The sequence below is a fragment of the Polaribacter cellanae genome, assembly GCF_017569185.1.
In the GTDB taxonomy this organism is placed as follows: domain Bacteria; phylum Bacteroidota; class Bacteroidia; order Flavobacteriales; family Flavobacteriaceae; genus Polaribacter; species Polaribacter cellanae.
The window spans coordinates 2,775,112-2,791,882 of record NZ_CP071869.1 but is presented as its reverse complement, the minus strand read 5'-3'; the positions used below and the strand labels follow the sequence as shown (position 1 = coordinate 2,791,882).

The window sequence follows — 16,771 nt, the reverse complement described above, 5'->3', positions numbered from 1 at the left end:
TAAATGAAAACTTTAAAAATATTTTCTCCTGCAACTGTTGCCAATGTTTCTTGTGGATTCGATTCCATGGGTTTTGCTGTGGACGCTATTGGTGATGAAATGACGTTTACAAAAACAGCTGAAAAAGGAGTAAAAATAACCAATATTACTGGTGCAGATTTAACGTATGATGTTGATAAAAACGCAGCGAGTGCTGTGGTTAAAAAAATATTGTTAGAAGCTAATGCCGATTTCGGAATTGAACTTTCCATTCACAAAGGATTTTCTCCTGGAAGTGGTTTAGGGAGTTCTGCTGCAAGTGCTGCTGGTGCTGCTTTTGGTGTAAATCAATTTTTAGAAAATAAATATGCTGAATTAGCACTCACAAAATTTGCGATGTTTGGCGAAGAAGTTGCTTGTGGAACTCCAATTGCAGACAATGTTGCTGCAGCAATTTATGGCGGTTTTGTACTCGTAAGAAGTTACGAACCTTTAGATATTGTAAAATTGCCAGTTCCAGAACTATTGAGAATAGTTGCAATTCATCCTCAAATTGAAGTAAAAACAAAAGACGCCAGAGAAGTTTTACCAAAAGAAATTCCATTAAAAAACGCCATTACACAATGGGCAAATGTTGGTGGATTGGTTAGTGGATTGTACACAAGCAATTACGAATTAATTAGTAATTCTTTAGTAGATTTGGTGGCAGAACCAGCAAGAAAACCTTTAATTCCGTTTTTTAATGAAGTAAAAGAAAGTGCCATAAAAGCTGGAGCTTTAGGTGCAGGAATTAGTGGTTCTGGTCCTACCATTTTTGCGTTGTGTAAAGGAGATACAATTGCAGAGAAAGTACACAATGCTATTAACGAAACTTATAAAAATACTGGAATCGATTTCGAGGTTTTTATCTCAAAAGTAAATCCAGCAGGAATGAAAATTATAAAATAGTTGCTGGTTAATGGTTTTTGGTTGATAGTCTCGCCAAAAACCATCAACTAAAAACCAAAAACCAAAAAATGAACTACTACAGCTTACATAGGAAATCGCCAAATACAACTTTTAAAAATGCTGTTGTACAAGGTTTGGCAAAAGACAGAGGAATTTATTTTCCGGAAACAATTACACCACTTTCAAAAGATTTTATTGAAAACATAGAGAATTACACAAATCAAGAAATTGCTTTTGAAGTGATTAAACAGTTTGTAGGTGATGAAATTCCTACTTCAACATTAAAAGAAATTATTGAGGAAACTGTTTCTTTCGATTTTCCTGTGGTAAAAATTACAGATAATATTGCTTCTTTAGAACTATTTCACGGACCAACCATGGCTTTTAAAGATGTTGGTGCAAAATTTATGGCAAAATGTTTGGAATATTTCAACCAAGGAAATAATAAAGAAGTAACTGTTTTAGTTGCGACTTCTGGAGATACAGGTGGCGCAGTTGCTAATGGATTTTTAGGTGCAAAAGGGGTAAATGTAGTTATTTTATATCCTTCAGGAAAAGTGAGTGATATTCAAGAAAAACAACTGACAACTTTGGGGCAAAACATTACAGCTCTAGAAGTAGATGGTGTTTTTGACGATTGCCAAGAAATGGTAAAAACTGCTTTTTTAGATGAAGAAATTACCAAAACGTTAACCTCTGCAAATTCGATAAATGTTGCACGTTGGTTGCCACAAATGTTCTACTTTTTCTTTACTTACAAAGAATTAAAAAAACTGAATAAAGAATTGGTTTTTTCTGTTCCAAGTGGAAATTTTGGAAATATTTGTGCAGGAATTATGGCACAAAAATTAGGTTTACCAGTCAAACATTTTGTTGCCTCTACAAATGTAAACGACACAGTTCCTAATTATTTAAAAGACGGAAAATATACACCAAAGCCATCGAAAGCAACGATTTCTAATGCCATGGATGTTGGTAACCCAAGTAATTTTATTAGAATTCAAGAATTGTTTAACAACGATTTCGAGGCTTTAAAAAATAATTTTTCTTCTTATAGTTTTACGGATAATGAAACTCGCGAAAAGATGAAAGCGATTTACAAAGATTCTGGCTATGTTGCAGATCCTCATGGAGCTGTTGGCTATTTAGGATTGGAAAAATACGGTTTAAATGAAAATGAATTTGGTGTGTTTTTAGAAACTGCACATCCTGTAAAATTTTTGGATGTTGTTGAGGGAACTTTACCTGTAAAAGTAGAGATTCCAACACAGATTCAAAAAGTGATTCATCATAAAAAAGTAGCAATTAAGGCTTCTTCTTACAAAGATTTGAAGGCTTTTTTGATGGAATGATAATTGTTACGAATTTTTTTAAGGTTTTTGTTTTAGATAAAAAGTTAAAAGTATAAAATTAGCTTTCTATGGATTTCTACCTACGTAGAAATGATTAAAAAACCTGTATTTTCGTTTTACTTTATCATTTTTAATACACATTAGTTCAGCCACTCTTTAGCTTCAATTGTAATTCGAGATTTATTTTTATTTTTAAAAAGCATAATCTAATATTAGATACAAAATCTTTAATCAACTCTCTAACCACTTCCTAAAACCAGAGGTTGTAGACGAACTCGTCATAACTTTTTCTTTGTGGTTTTTTATAGAAATTAATAAGCGGTTTTTAAAATGAGGTTCTATATTTTCTATAAAATCGATATTTACAATTTCACTTCTATTAATTTTAAAGAACTTTTTAGGGTTTAATTGCTGATAAATATTTCCTAAATTTTGAGAAATGGTATGTCGTTTTCCGAGATTGTCAATTACCAAACAAAAATCTCCTGAAGCAGTAATTAGTGCAATATCTGTGGCATTTAATAATTGTATTCCAGATGTTTTTTTAATGACAAATCGTTTTTTATAAGTAGTGTTTTCTTGTTGTAAAGCAGTTTTTAAAGCATTAATTGTGTTTGAATCTAAAGAATTATAATCTCCTTTTTTAAATAGTGATTCATATTTATTAATTGCTTTATTAAAATCATTTTGAGAATATGGTTTTAAAATATATGCAATTCCGTTTGTGTTAAAGGCTTGAAATAAATAGGCATCATGTGCAGAACAGAAAATGATGGGAGCTTCAATTTTTACTTTATCAAACAAATCAAAAGAAAGCCCGTCTAAAAGCTGAATATCAGATAAAATAAAATCGTAGGTATTTTCTTTTAGCAATTTTTCTCCATCGACAATGGTTCTTGCCCAGTTGCTTTGTACTGAACTTGTTTTAGTATCTTTAAAATAAGCTTTTAAACAAGCTTGCAATTTTTGATATGCTGGAATTTCGTCTTCTAAGATTAAAATATTCATAGTTTTAACTTTGTCTCCTCGAGCGCAGTCGAGAGGTTAATTTAGGTCTCGACTGCGCTCGACCTGACACTTTCATTCACTTAAAGTAATAATTGGAATAAAAACTTCAAACTTTTTATTCATATTATGTATTTGAATTTGTTCGTCTGAAAGCAGTTTATAACGTGCTTTTAAATTGGCTAAACCAGTTCCTAAAGATACTGGTTTAGAAATAATATCAGATTTTAAGTTTGTAATAATAAGCCAACCTTCATTAATTAAAATGGTGGTTTTTATTGACATTTTTCCATCAGATTTATTGTGCTTTACCACATTTTCTAATAAAGCCTGAATAGCACCAGTTGGAATAAATTTATCTTCAATAGACGTATTTTCTTCAATTTTAAACTCATAATCTTTACCAAACCTAGTTTTTATTAAAAAAATATAATTTTTCGCAAAATTAATTTCTTTAGAAAGTTCCATTACTTCAGCATCTTTCGTTTGAATTAAATACCTGTAAATTAATGATAATCGATTTATATATTCTTTTGCTTTTGTAGGATTGCTATCAATTAAAGCATCTAAAGTATTTAAATTATTGAATAAAAAATGAGGATCTATTTGAGAACGTAATAATTTTAACTCGTTTTCTTTTTGTTGTTTTTGAATACTAATTAATTCATTTTTTCCTTCATAAAATTTCTTTGTAAGTAATAAGCCTAAAGGAAAACCTAAACTTTCTGAACCTGAATCAATAGCATCCAGTAAAAATTTATTAAAAGCTGGAAACTTCTCCCAGCTGTTGTTTGCAGACCAATATCCTAAGGTATATTCGATGCCACCCAAAATTATTAAAGCAAGCAACCCTAAAATTATAAACAATACATACTGTTTGTTTTTAACTATAAAAGTAGGGATTAACCAAAATATGAAGATGAAAACTAAACAGATAGAAATAATAACTTGAACAGGTATATCTGTTAGAAATTCGATTAAATTATTGTTATTTAAGATATAATATCTAATATTAAATAAACTGGAAACCCCGTAAAAGGATGCTAATAAAAGATAATCAGATTTATTTAACTTAGTATTCATTTATACAAATGTATTAATTACCGGCATTAATTCTGTTTTCTTCATCGTTATTAGAATTTCTTTTCGATTTTTTCTTTCCAAATTGAGAACCAAAACTATACACCAATCTTAACTGAACATTTTGTCTGGAACCATTATTTTCTACTTGTGCAGTTCCGTTTCCATAATCGATGTTTCCAACATAACCTCTGTTTAGTATTTTATTGAAGCCTAAATTTACTTTTAATTTATCATCTAAAAACTTCTTTCCGAAAGAAAAATCTAATTCTGCCAACCAATCTACTTCAATTTGCCCTTCTAAAGCGCCTGTTCCGTAATTTCCACTCAACTCAAAATTAACGTCCCAAGGTAATTGATAACTTGCTTGTAGAAACCAAATTAAGTTCCATTTGTTTAAATCTACACCATAAGTAGAAGATTGATAATCTGTATTTGTTACAATAATACCTGTATAACCTTCTAAACCTTTTGCAAAATTTACGGGTGCAAACAAACGAAAGTTCCAATTTGCATTATTTTCTACATTTACATCTTGTTGTCTTATTTGCTTTGTGGTATTGTCTTGTTTTATCAATTTAAAAATAACATCGTCTGTTTTGCTGTAACCAACTGTAAAAAATGGTTGCCCTTCATACGTTAAATTAAATTGATAATTATTCGTGTAAGCAGGTGATAAATTTGGGTTTCCTTCACCTGCAGAAAATGGGTCTAAAAAAGTTTCAAACGAATTTAAACTATTATAAGATGGTCTTTGAATTCTATAACTATAAGACACACTTGCGCCTAAAACATCTGTAATTTTTCTACTGATGGATGCACTTGGGAAGATTTTTTTAATCGGTCTTTTTTGAACTTCCGTAGTTAATGTTCCATCTTTTAAAAATGTTGAAGTTCCATCTGTATTACTGTTTTCATAACGCAATCCACCAGAAAAAGACCATTTCCCATAGTTTGCATTCACTTTAGAATATAAGGCAAAAATGGTTTCATCAATTACAAAACGGCTACTTGCTTCATCGTTTTTATCAAATCCGTTGTTTGTATTTTCTTCAAAAGTTTGCAAATCGTTGTCTGTTGTAACATCTGCAAAACGAGTTCCTGTACTTATTTTAAAATTGTCGGAAAACGTTTTTGTATAGTCTGCTCTATAGGTTTTAATGTTATATTTTCCATCTTGTATGTATTTTCTATCTGTAAAATCGATTGTACTTCCAGCAATATCATATAAAGTATTTGTGCTATTGTTGGTAAAATCTACATAATTAAAATCGATAACTAATTTATCTGAATCTGTTTTATACTCATAATATGGGTTTATGTTGAAGTTTGCTCGATCTCTATCAAAATAATTTTCAGAAAATAGAGTGTTTCTGTTATTTGCATCAGAGATTATTGTTTCGCTACTAACCGTTCTTGTAGATTTTCTTGTGTTGTAACGACCACCAATTCCTATTGAGTGGTTTTCATTCAAATAGTAATCTAAACTTCCTCGAATTGTAAAATTATCTGGGTCATAAGGTTGTCTTGTAACTTGGTCGTAAGTTTCGGAACCAACCGTTCTCACCAAAAATAAATCTTCTCTATAAGTTGGTTTCGAGTAATTTACACCAGCTTGCCAGTTTAATTTGTTCTTATAACTTGCAATAGAAACTCCAGAACCCCACTCGAAACCTTCATCTTCGCCAACCCAAGTATTTACACTTCCATGAGTTCCTAATTTTACATTTTTCTTTAAAATTATGTTTATAATTGCTCCAGAGCCAGAAGCTTGGTATTCTGCTCCTGGTTGTTCTACCAACTCAATTTTTGCAATATTGTCCGCAGGAAAATCTCTTAATAATGTATCAACATCCATATATTCTGTTGTTTTTCCGTTGATAAGAATGGTAATTCCGCCTTTTCCAGCAATTGAAATTCCGTTATTAGTAACCAAAACTCCAGGAATTTTACGCATCACATCTTGCAAGTTAGAATTAATCATTTCCGATTTTTCTAAATCTACAATCAGTTTTTCTGCAGTTTGTTTAATTACAGGTCGTTTACTTTTTATAACAACTTCGTTTAAAGTTTGCGATTCTTCTTTTAAAGTTATGTTGAAGGTCTTGTTAGAATTCAATTCAAATGCAGTAATTTTTTGAGTTTCGAAACCCAACATAGAAATTTCAATTTTATATTTTCCTGAAGCTATTTTATCAAAAGTATAAGTTCCATTATCATTGGAAACAGTTCCTTTCGGATTTGCTTCTTCGCCAATTTTATACAAAACAATATTAGCAAAAGGTAAAGGTAGATTCTGTTCGTCAACAATTTTACCTGTAATAGAATGTTGAGCATTAGTTGCTAAAATTCCGAAGAATAAAATAAAAAGGGTGGTTGTTAAAGTTTTCATTTGGTTGTCTCATTTTATAAAACACTGTAAAAGTGCCTGTTTTGTTACAAGAAATAAATAGAATTCTGACGAATTGGGTGAATTTTCCGCTGAACAGATCTTCTTTTTCTATAAAACAAAGACGCCTAAAACTAGGTAAAAGTTTCCTACCACAAAAAAATGCTCCGAAAAATCGAAGCAATTACTCTTTTTAACACAAAACAAAAGACTCTTCAGGTTTTTAAAACCTGAAGAGTGTAAAATTATATCACACAATTCTTAAGAGCATAAGTGAGACACAAGAAATACCTGTGGCATTAGTCTCTGTTTCCTAAAACTTGCAATCCCCAATACAAAAGCATTGCTAAAGAACCCAAAGCCGCAACTAAATAAGTTCTTGCAGCCCATTTAAGTGCATCTTTAGAACCAGCAAACTCATCTCTTGTAACCATGTTTTTATCTTTTAACCAAGCCAAAGCTCTGTTACTTGCATCGTATTCTACAGGTAAAGTTATAAAGCTAAAAAGTGTTGCAAGCGCCATAAAAACCAAACCTGCAATTGCAATATAAAAACCAACTCCAGAACCACCAGAAGCAGCCCCTAAAATTAAACCTCCAATTACTAACCACTGAGAAAATTTAGAAGTAATACTAACAATTGGTACTAATTGAGAACGCATTGTTAAATAACTATATGCTTTTGCATGTTGTACTGCATGCCCAACTTCGTGTGCTGCAACAGCTGCAGCTGCAGCATTTCTTTGGTTATAAACAGCTTCACTTAAATTTACAGTTTTATCTTTTGGATTGTAATGATCCGTTAATCTACCAGGAGTAGAAATTACTTTTACATCGAAAATTCCATTATCGGACAACATTTTAGTAGCAATTTCTGCGCCACTCATGCCATTTCTTAACTGAACTTGAGAATATTTCTTGAATTTACTCTTCAATTGATTGCTAACTAACCAGCTCACCAAAGAGATTGCACCAATTAAAATATAAAATCCCATCATAATTTATAAAGTTTTAAATTGTATATCGTTTTTGTTTGATAAATTTACAACATAAAGTATTCCATTTTATTTTTTGGAATGAAAATCTAACGATTTTTAGCTTTAAAAGTAAAAATTTAATAGAATATTTAGAATTCAATGACAAAATGACAAACAAACCCAACATCCTTATTATTTATACAGGTGGAACTATTGGTATGATTAAAGACTATAAAACGAATGCTTTAAAAGCGTTTGATTTTAGTAGGATTGTAGATAAAATTCCAGAATTACAGCAGTTAGATTGTAAAATAGAAAGTATTTCTTTTGAAGAAGTAATCGATTCTTCCAATATGAATACACAATATTATATAGATATTGTAGAAATTATTGAAGAAAATTACGAGAAATTCGATGGTTTTGTAATTCTTACAGGATCAGATACCATGTCTTATATATCTTCTGCAGTAAGTTTTATGTTAGAAAATCTGCAGAAACCCATTATATTTACAGGATCTCAATTGCCCATTGGCGATTTAAGAACAGATGCAAAGGAAAATTTAATTACCTCTATCGAAATTGCATCTGCCAGAAAAGAGAACAAACCCATAATTTCTGAAGTATGTTTGTATTTTGAATACAAATTATACAGAGCCAATAGAACTACAAAAATTAGTGCAGAACAATTTGAAGCATTTACTTCGATGAATTATCCGCCTTTAGCAGAAAGTGGCGTTCATTTAAACTTTCATGAGCATTTAATTCAAAAACCATTAGAGAAACCTGAAAAATTAGTTATCAGAAAAAAATTAGTGACAGATGTAGTTATTTTAAAGTTGTTTCCAGGAATTACAAAAACAGTGGTAGAAAGTATTTTAAACATCAATAATTTAAAAGGAGTTGTAATCGAAACCTATGGTTCTGGAAACGCTCCAAATGAAAATTGGTTTTTAGATTTATTAAAGAAGGCAACTTTAAAAGGAATTAAAATAGTAAATGTTACACAATGTGCTGGAGGAAGTGTAATTTTAGGACATTACGATACTAGTGTTTCTTTAAAAGAAATAGGTATAATTAGTGGAGGAGATATTACCACAGAATCTGCCATTGCAAAACTAATGTATTTATTGAATGAAGAATTATCTCAAGAAAAATTTAAATATTATTTCGAGAAATCTTTACGAGGAGAAATTACAAACAAGTAGATTTTCTTTCAAAAAAATAATTTTGAATATAAAAAAACAGTATTTTTACAACAAAATAGATTAGATTTTTTTTAAACCGATATTTTTTTTGTTACTTGGCGGTCTCTAAATAGATAATTATTGATTGTTGCTCAAAAAAAGAAGTTAAAGTAGCAACTATATTTGTTTATTTGAATTGAAAATTTATATCTTTAACCCGTTAACTATTAAAAATTAATTATAACAAAGATGAAAAAAGTAGTAAATGTCTTATCCGTAACAGGATTCATGTTTTTTGGAGCTATTCAATCAACTTTCGCGCAAGAAGCAGCAACAGAAGAAGCAAGAACTTTTCACCAAGAATTAAAACAACGTTTTATTGAAGGTGGCCCAGAATTTATGGGAATTGTATTGGTAGCCTTAATATTAGGTTTAGCAATTGCAATCGAAAGAATTATTTATTTAAATATGGCAACTTCGAATACTAAGAAATTAGTAGCGAATGTAGATGAAGCTTTAAGTTCTGGTGGTGTAGAAGCTGCAAAAGAAGTTTGTAGAAACTCAAAAGGACCAGTTGCATCTATCTTTTACCAAGGTTTAGATAGAGTAGACGAAGGTGTAGAAGCAGCTGAAAAAGCAGTGGTTTCTTATGGTGGAGTTCAAATGGGGCTTTTAGAGAAAAACGTTTCTTGGTTATCATTATTTATTGCTTTAGCGCCAATGCTTGGGTTTATGGGAACTGTAATAGGTATGATTGGAGCATTTGACGCAATTGCTGTAGCAAATGATATTTCTCCAGGAGTGGTAGCTGTAGGTATTAAAGTAGCCTTATTAACGACAGTATTTGGTTTGATTGTAGCAATTATTCTACAGATTTTTTATAATTATATCGTATCTAAAATCGATAGTATTGTAAATAATATGGAAGATGCTTCTATCCAATTGATTGATTTGTTAGTAAAGTATAAAAAATAAAAAAAGATGAAAAGCAATAAAATTTTAAGTATTTTAATTGCTGTCATTGCTTTAATTGGTGCATTTCTTTTCATAAGAATTTTTATGGAGGATGCAGACGCAATTGAAAACGATGTAGCAGTTCAAAATAAAGTAATAAGTCCAATAATTTATTTTTCTACCATTTTGCTTTATGCTTCAGTTGCAATAACTGTTCTATTATCATTATGGAGTTTAATAATGAACCCTCAAAATCTTAAAAAGACTTTATTAGGTTTAGGTGTTTTAGGTGTGTTTTTAATCGTAGCTTATTTCATGGCAGATTCAAACGCAGTTTTAGACACGCAAGGTGTAGTTTTAGAAGGTGGAGAAGCTGGTGCAACCTCAAATCAATGGGTTGGAACAGGTATATGGTATAGTATTTTATTAGGAGGAATAGCTTCGCTATTTTTTGTATACGACTTATTAAAAGGATTAATTAAATCATAAAACTATGGCAAGAAGAGAGAATCCAGAAATTAATGCAGGTTCTATGGCAGATATTGCCTTCTTGCTATTAATTTTCTTTTTAGTAACAACAACTATGAATGTAGATTCTGGTATTTCTAAAAAGTTATCAGAAAAACCACCACCAGATTACGTACCTCCTATTATTAAGGAAAAGAATATTTTTGAAGTAAATTTAAACTTTAAAAATGAGCTTCAGGTAGAAGGTGAAAGAATGGAAATTAAAGATCTAAAAGATGCTGCAATGGCATTTATAGATAATGGTGGAGGAGAAGGTAAAATAGAAGATGGCGTTAAAACAGGACCTTGCGATTATTGTAAAGGTGAAAGAAGCGAATCGTCTTCAGATCATCCAAACAAAGCAATTATTTCTGTTTTAAGTGATAGAGGTACAGAGTATGGAGTTTATTTAAAAGTTCAAAACGAATTATTAAGAGCTTATTCAGAACTACGTAACAGACTGTCTAAAGAACGTTATGGCGTTTCTTTTGATGAGTTAGAAGAATCCTATAAAGACGATAGAAATAACCTTGCTTTAAAAAAGAAAGTAGAGGATATTAAAAATGCATATCCTCAAATTATTTCAGATGCAGAACCAACATCTTCTGGAAATTAATTTTTAAAAAATAACAAATATGTCTAAATTTAGAAAAAAGAAAAAAGGAATGCCAGCAGTAAATACTGCTTCTTTACCAGACATTGTATTTATGTTGTTATTTTTCTTTATGGTTACCACAACTATGAGAGAAACTGAATTGCAAGTGGAAAATCCTAGATTACCTTCTGCAACAGAGGTTAAAAAATTAGAGCACAAGAGTTTGGTAAGTACAATTTATGTAGGGAAAGCAAAAGATCCTAAATATGGTCCAAGTTATAATAAGATTCAATTAAATGATAAAATCGCTACAGCAGACGATGTGCCCGCTTTTATTATTAATGAAAGATCTAAGGTTCCAGAAAATCAGCAACCTTTTATGACTACGTCTATTAAAGCGGATAGAGAATCTAATGTAGGTACGATAACAGATATTAGATTAAAATTAAGAGATGTAAACGCTCTTAAAATTAGTTACTCTGCTTCCAAAGGAGATAATTAATTTTATATAGAATACTAAAAAAGGATAATTCATTTTGAATTATCCTTTTTTTTTGCTTCAATTTATCATAAAAAAATGAAATAATGTATCTTTATACTTCGTTAAATACATTATGAAATATATCTTATTTACTGCTTTTTTATTCTTATGTACATACAACTTGCATGCACAGAAAGATTCTTTACAGATTGGCGATAGATATGCAGAAGACCAAATTTATGCTTCTATTTCTTATAGCCAATTAAACGACCAACCTAGTGTAATTTCTAAGAGTAGTTTTTCTTATTCTATATCTACAGGATTTATAAAAGATTTTATTTTAAATAAAAGTGGTAGTATTTCTTTTGCAGCTGGTGTTGGATATGGGTATGATTTTTTTAACCACGAATTAAAAGTTGAAGAAATTAATGGTAATACTTCTTTCTCTAGCGATAATACCATTAGTTCTAATTTTTATAGATCGCACAATATAGAGTTTCCATTAGAGTTTAGGTGGCGTACTTCTACAGCAAATAAATATAGTTTTTGGAGAGTGTATACAGGAATTAAATTTCTATACAATGCATCAAATAGTTTTCAATATAAAGATGCAAATAACAAACAATTTAAATACAATAATGTTACTGCATACAATAAATTGCAATATGGTTTAACGATTTCTGCAGGTTATGACGAGTTTAATATGAATGTATTTTATGGTCTATCTCCCATCTTTAAAAATGCTACCATAAATGCTGAAAGTGTAAATACTAAAATATTAAAATTCGGATTAATTTTTTACCTTTTATAAAAAATAGTAAATAGCAAAAGGCGAAAAAAAGCCAACAAAATAGCCTAAGTAAACTTCTAAAGCTGAATGTGCTTTTAAATGTAGCCGAGCATTGGCAACAATACCTGCAAGAATAATAGTTATTATTACAGTTACAGGAAAAGGATACCCGTATTTTGCTCCTAAAACCATAAAAAAACCGGTAGTAATTCCCATAGAAATTAAATGGATACTTGTTTTTAAATTGAAAAAAAACAAAAGATAAACCAAGAACAAAGCTCCACAAGTTGCATAAAATAATAATCTTAAATCGTCTATATTAGAAATTCTAAAAAGTGTATTTCCTAGTAAATAGAAAAGTACAACCATCATAGCAACAGGAATTTTCCGCTCTCTAATACTATGAGCATTAAAGGTTTTTATTAATTTTATTTTTTTGAATAAAATTAAAATTAATAGCGGAATTATATAAGTTGTTATAAATACTAAACTTAGTAAAACTAATTTTTGATTGCTATTTAAATAAGTAGGAATCAATAAAAAATAAAGAATTACACCAATTGTAGGAACTACAATTGGGTGTAAAATTACAGATATGGTTTTATATAACTTCACTAAATTTCTTTACGCAAACGAGCAACAGGCAAATCTAATTGTTCTCTATATTTTGCAACGGTTCTTCTTGCAATAGGATACCCTTTTTCTTTTAAAATTGCCGCTAATTTCTCGTCTGTAAGTGGTTTTTTCTTATTTTCTTTCGAGATTACAGTTTCTAAAATTTTCTTAATCTGTTTTGTAGAAACATCTTCACCTTGATCGTTTTTCATGGATTCAGAAAAGAAAATCTTAATTAATTTTGTTCCATAAGGTGTAGAAACATATTTGCTGTTTGCAACTCTGGAAACCGTTGAAACATCCATATTAATTTTATCGGCAATGTCTTTTAAAATCATGGGTTTTAGCTTTCGCTCATCCCCCGTTAAAAAATATTCATACTGGTAATGCATAATGGTATTCATAGTTACCAATAATGTTTGCTGACGCTGTTTTATAGCATCTATAAACCATTTTGCAGCATCTAATTTCTGTTTGATAAAGAAAACTGCATCTTTCTGTGATTTCGTTTTTACATTCGATTCTTGATACCCTTTTAACATGTTGTTATATTCTCTGGAAACATGCAATTCTGGAGCGTTTCTAGAGTTTAAAGTCAAGTCTAATTCTCCATCGATAATTTTAATGGAAAAATCGGGTACAATTTGTTCTGCAATTTTATTATTCCCAGCATAAGAGCTACCAGGTTTAGGATTCAGTTTAGAAATTTCTAAATTTATTTCTTTGAGCTCTTCTTCAGAAATATTAAACTTTTCTTGTAATTTTTTATAATGCTTCTTCACAAAATGATCGAAAGCAGTGTTTAAAATTTCAATGGCTAAACTCCTATTCTTGTTCGGTTCTTTCGCTTTTAGTTGAATAATTAAACATTCTTTTAAATCGCGAGCCCCCACTCCAATAGGATCTAAAGTATGTACTGCTTTTTTAAGAACAGAAATTACTTTTTCTTCTGTGGTAAAAATGTTTGCAGTAAAAGCCAAATCGTCTACAAGATCTATAATTTCTCTTCGAATGTAACCACTATCGTCTATACTTCCTACTAAAAACTCGGCAATTGCTTTTTCTTCTTCGTCTAAACGAATAGTATTTAATTGGTTTTTTAAAGATTGATGAAAACTGGTTCCTGCAGCATAAGGCACGTTTTTTTCCTCATCATCTGCAGAATAATTATTTGCTTGAGTTTTGTAGTTCGGAATTTCGTCGTCACTTAAATACTCATCAATATTTATATCTTCTGCCTCGATTTTTTCGTTTCCAGTATCATCATCATACTCATTTGATAAATCGTCGTCTATAGAATCCGATTCATCTTTTCCTGTATCTAGCGCAGGATTTTCTTCAATCTCTTGTTTTAAACGTTCTTCAAAAGCTTGCGTAGGCAGTTGAATTAACTTCATCAACTGAATTTGTTGAGGAGATAATTTCTGTAAGAGTTTATAATTTAAACTTTGTTTTAACATTTATTTTAAAATAAAAATGATAATCCCTTTTGATTGGAACTTTGTTTTTGTGTTTTTGTTAGTTCTGATATTTTCTCCAAAAAGAATTTTTCAGTTTGAGAATACATAAATTTTCTAAAAATTGAAATGTCTTCTTTTTCTCTTGTATCTACTAATGCTTGATAATAATCTGTTTTATCTTCTTTAAAAACCACGGTTAATGGTTGTTTGTGGTATGCTTGAATATAATTCATTAACAATCGAGAAATTCTTCCATTTCCATCTGCAAAAGGATGTATAGAAACCAACTGAAAATGAGCATCAAAAGCTAAATTGTAAATACTTTCGAAATCTGTTACAATTTTAATTTCTTTATTGATGTAATTTACTAATTCTAATATCCTTTTCGGAATTTTAGTATAATCCATAAAAGTAGAAGTTCCTGCTCTTACAGTAACTTTTCTAAAATCTCCTTTAGAAGAGTCAAAATCTCCTGCGATTGCAGAAATAGAACTTCCAGTATTTTTCATGACTTTTGCTGAAATATCTTTTAGAGTTTCAACTGAAAGTAACTTTTTTGAATTTGCTAATTCAATACTATATTTTAAAGCATTAAAATGATCTATTGCCATAAAAGTATGCTCTAAAGGTTTGTTTTTTGGTGTTAAAGCATCATTTAATAATATAAAGGTTTCTTCTTTTGTAAGCGTAGAACCTTCGATAGAATTAGAATGATGCACAATTGCAAATTGATTAAATTTATCGAAATCAAAAGTATCATCTTTACAAAGATGAAGGTATTCTTCTTTTAATTTGATTAAATATTTTAAATCCACAACTTTATTTTTCTTTTATAAAAATACAAAAATTATTAGCACCAGAATAATGTAAATGCTCACTTAATCTGAAATAAAATTCAAAATTTAACTTTTGATAATTTGTGTGCCTATTTTCACAACAGTTTCTTCCCTAGCCTGTGAGCGAAGACGAAATGGGAAGATTAAGATGGGATTAAAATTCAGCATTTTGTGGCGTTCTTGGAAACGGAATTACGTCTCTAATATTTCCCATTCCTGTTGTAAATTGTACCAAACGTTCGAAACCTAAGCCAAAACCAGAGTGTACTGCTGTACCAAATTTACGTAAATCTAAATACCACCAAAGTTCTTTTTCGTCGATATTCATGGCCTTCATTTTTTCTACTAAAACGTCATAACGTTCTTCACGTTGGGCACCACCAACCATTTCTCCAATTCCTGGAAATAACACATCCATGGCTCTTACTGTTTTTCCATCTTCATTTAAACGCATGTAAAATGCTTTGATATTTGCAGGATAATCGAACAAAATAACCGGACATTTAAAATGTTTTTCAACTAAAAAACGTTCGTGTTCCGATTGTAAATCTGCGCCCCATTTATCAATTGGAAATTGAAATTTCTTCTTTTTATTCGGTTTCGAATTTCTTAAAATATCGATTGCTTCTGTATAAGAAACTCTTTTAAAATTATTGTCTGCCACAAATTTAAGTTTTTCTAATAAACTCATATCACTTCTTTGTGCTTGTGGTAATTTGCTTTCTTCTTGTGTTAAACGTTGGTCTAAAAATGCCAAATCGTCTTTGCAGTTTTCTAAAACATACCCCAAAACAGACTTTATAAAATCTTCTGCCAAATCCATATTGCCATCTAAATCCATAAAAGCAACTTCTGGCTCGATCATCCAAAATTCTGCTAAATGACGGGTTGTATTTGAGTTTTCTGCTCTAAAAGTTGGACCAAAAGTATATACTTTTCCTAACGCCATTGCATAGGTTTCTGCTTCTAATTGACCTGAAACCGTTAAATTGGTTTCCTTTCCGAAGAAATCTTTGGAATAATCTATTTTCCCATCTTCTGTAACTGGTGCCTTATTATCTTCGAAGGAAGTTACACGAAACATTTCTCCTGCGCCTTCTGCATCAGATCCTGTAACAATGGGTGTGTTTACGTAGTTAAAACCATTATCTTGAAAGTATTTATGCACTGCAAAAGAAAGTTTAGAACGTACTCTCATTACTGCACCAAACGTATTTGTTCTTACACGTAAATGTGCATTTTCTCTTAAAAACTCGAAACTGTGTTTTTTAGGCTGAATTGGATATTCATCTGGATTAGAATCTCCCAAAATTTCAATTTCTGAAACTTGAACTTCTACAGATTGTCCTTTTCCTTGGCTTTCTGCCAAAGTTCCTTTTACAGCAATTGCGGCTCCTGTTGTAATTCTTTTTAATGTTTCTTCTGGTGTGTTTTCAAAATCGATAACACATTGTATGTTATTTATGGTAGAACCGTCATTTAAAGCAATAAAACGATTGCTCCTAAAAGTTCTCACCCAACCTTTTAAGGCTATTTCTTGTAATACTGTACCTGATTTTAAGATTTCTGCTACGTTACTTTTCATCATTATTTATTAAATATATTGTATTCGGAAAAAG

At 30.4% G+C, this 16,771-nt stretch carries 16 protein-coding genes; 8 read left to right on the top strand and 8 right to left on the bottom strand.

Features of this window, described 5'->3' with window-relative positions:
* The first annotated feature begins 3 nt into the window (after nucleotides 1-3).
* A complete protein-coding gene (locus J3359_RS12565; protein ID WP_208077202.1) occupies nucleotides 4-927 on the top strand; it encodes a homoserine kinase in 924 nt (307 codons plus the stop codon).
* 68 nt (nucleotides 928-995) lie between these two features.
* Nucleotides 996-2,279, top strand: a complete 1,284-nt coding sequence (gene thrC / locus J3359_RS12560) for a threonine synthase (RefSeq protein ID WP_208077201.1) — start codon at nucleotides 996-998, stop codon at nucleotides 2,277-2,279.
* Between the two features lie 231 nt (nucleotides 2,280-2,510).
* Here thrC and J3359_RS12555 read toward each other — a convergent pair whose 3' ends face one another.
* The 4 genes from J3359_RS12555 to J3359_RS12540 all read right to left on the bottom strand — a co-directional run bounded on the left by J3359_RS12555 (nucleotide 2,511) and on the right by J3359_RS12540 (nucleotide 7,751).
* Nucleotides 2,511-3,287, bottom strand: coding sequence for a LytR/AlgR family response regulator transcription factor (locus J3359_RS12555; protein WP_208077200.1), 777 nt, complete (start codon nucleotides 3,285-3,287; stop codon nucleotides 2,511-2,513).
* A gap of 72 nt (nucleotides 3,288-3,359) precedes the next feature.
* Nucleotides 3,360-4,367 (bottom strand): sensor histidine kinase, encoded by a 1,008-nt coding sequence (locus J3359_RS12550; protein WP_208077199.1) that lies wholly within the window; start codon nucleotides 4,365-4,367, stop codon nucleotides 3,360-3,362.
* Nucleotides 4,368-4,380: 13 nt separating this feature from the next.
* Nucleotides 4,381-6,756, bottom strand: a complete 2,376-nt coding sequence (locus tag J3359_RS12545; protein ID WP_208077198.1) for a TonB-dependent receptor — start codon at nucleotides 6,754-6,756, stop codon at nucleotides 4,381-4,383.
* A 296-nt stretch (nucleotides 6,757-7,052) separates the two neighbouring features.
* A complete protein-coding gene (locus J3359_RS12540) occupies nucleotides 7,053-7,751 on the bottom strand; it encodes a zinc metallopeptidase (protein WP_208077197.1) in 699 nt (232 codons plus the stop codon).
* A gap of 146 nt (nucleotides 7,752-7,897) precedes the next feature.
* Between J3359_RS12540 and J3359_RS12535 the strand changes: the two genes are divergently transcribed.
* The 6 genes from J3359_RS12535 to J3359_RS12510 all read left to right on the top strand — a co-directional run bounded on the left by J3359_RS12535 (nucleotide 7,898) and on the right by J3359_RS12510 (nucleotide 12,262).
* Nucleotides 7,898-8,935, top strand: a complete 1,038-nt coding sequence (locus tag J3359_RS12535; protein ID WP_208077196.1) for an asparaginase — start codon at nucleotides 7,898-7,900, stop codon at nucleotides 8,933-8,935.
* A 228-nt stretch (nucleotides 8,936-9,163) separates the two neighbouring features.
* Nucleotides 9,164-9,889: a MotA/TolQ/ExbB proton channel family protein gene (locus tag J3359_RS12530; RefSeq protein ID WP_208077195.1), complete on the top strand. Its 726-nt coding sequence runs from the start codon at nucleotides 9,164-9,166 to the stop codon at nucleotides 9,887-9,889.
* Nucleotides 9,890-9,895: 6 nt separating this feature from the next.
* Nucleotides 9,896-10,357 (top strand): hypothetical protein, encoded by a 462-nt coding sequence (locus tag J3359_RS12525; protein WP_208077194.1) that lies wholly within the window; start codon nucleotides 9,896-9,898, stop codon nucleotides 10,355-10,357.
* A 4-nt stretch (nucleotides 10,358-10,361) separates the two neighbouring features.
* Entirely contained in the window at nucleotides 10,362-10,991 is a 630-nt protein-coding gene (locus J3359_RS12520) for an ExbD/TolR family protein (protein WP_208077193.1), read from the top strand.
* A 19-nt stretch (nucleotides 10,992-11,010) separates the two neighbouring features.
* Entirely contained in the window at nucleotides 11,011-11,472 is a 462-nt protein-coding gene (locus tag J3359_RS12515) for an ExbD/TolR family protein (RefSeq protein WP_208077192.1), read from the top strand.
* A 112-nt stretch (nucleotides 11,473-11,584) separates the two neighbouring features.
* Nucleotides 11,585-12,262, top strand: coding sequence for a porin family protein (locus J3359_RS12510; protein ID WP_208077191.1), 678 nt, complete (start codon nucleotides 11,585-11,587; stop codon nucleotides 12,260-12,262).
* On the opposite strand, the gene J3359_RS12505 is transcribed toward J3359_RS12510, so the two are convergent.
* The 4 genes from J3359_RS12505 to asnS all read right to left on the bottom strand — a co-directional run bounded on the left by J3359_RS12505 (nucleotide 12,257) and on the right by asnS (nucleotide 16,740).
* Entirely contained in the window at nucleotides 12,257-12,856 is a 600-nt protein-coding gene (locus J3359_RS12505; RefSeq protein ID WP_243765910.1) for a hypothetical protein, read from the bottom strand. The genes J3359_RS12510 and J3359_RS12505 overlap by 6 nt on opposite strands.
* Nucleotides 12,856-14,316: an RNA polymerase factor sigma-54 gene (gene rpoN, locus J3359_RS12500; RefSeq protein ID WP_208077190.1), complete on the bottom strand. Its 1,461-nt coding sequence runs from the start codon at nucleotides 14,314-14,316 to the stop codon at nucleotides 12,856-12,858. The genes J3359_RS12505 and rpoN overlap by 1 nt, the downstream gene beginning before the upstream one ends.
* Nucleotides 14,317-14,321: 5 nt before the next feature.
* Nucleotides 14,322-15,131, bottom strand: a complete 810-nt coding sequence (locus J3359_RS12495; RefSeq protein WP_208077189.1) for a Fic family protein — start codon at nucleotides 15,129-15,131, stop codon at nucleotides 14,322-14,324.
* A gap of 175 nt (nucleotides 15,132-15,306) precedes the next feature.
* Nucleotides 15,307-16,740 (bottom strand): asparagine--tRNA ligase, encoded by a 1,434-nt coding sequence (asnS, locus tag J3359_RS12490; RefSeq protein ID WP_208077188.1) that lies wholly within the window; start codon nucleotides 16,738-16,740, stop codon nucleotides 15,307-15,309.
* Nucleotides 16,741-16,771: the final 31 nt, after the last annotated feature.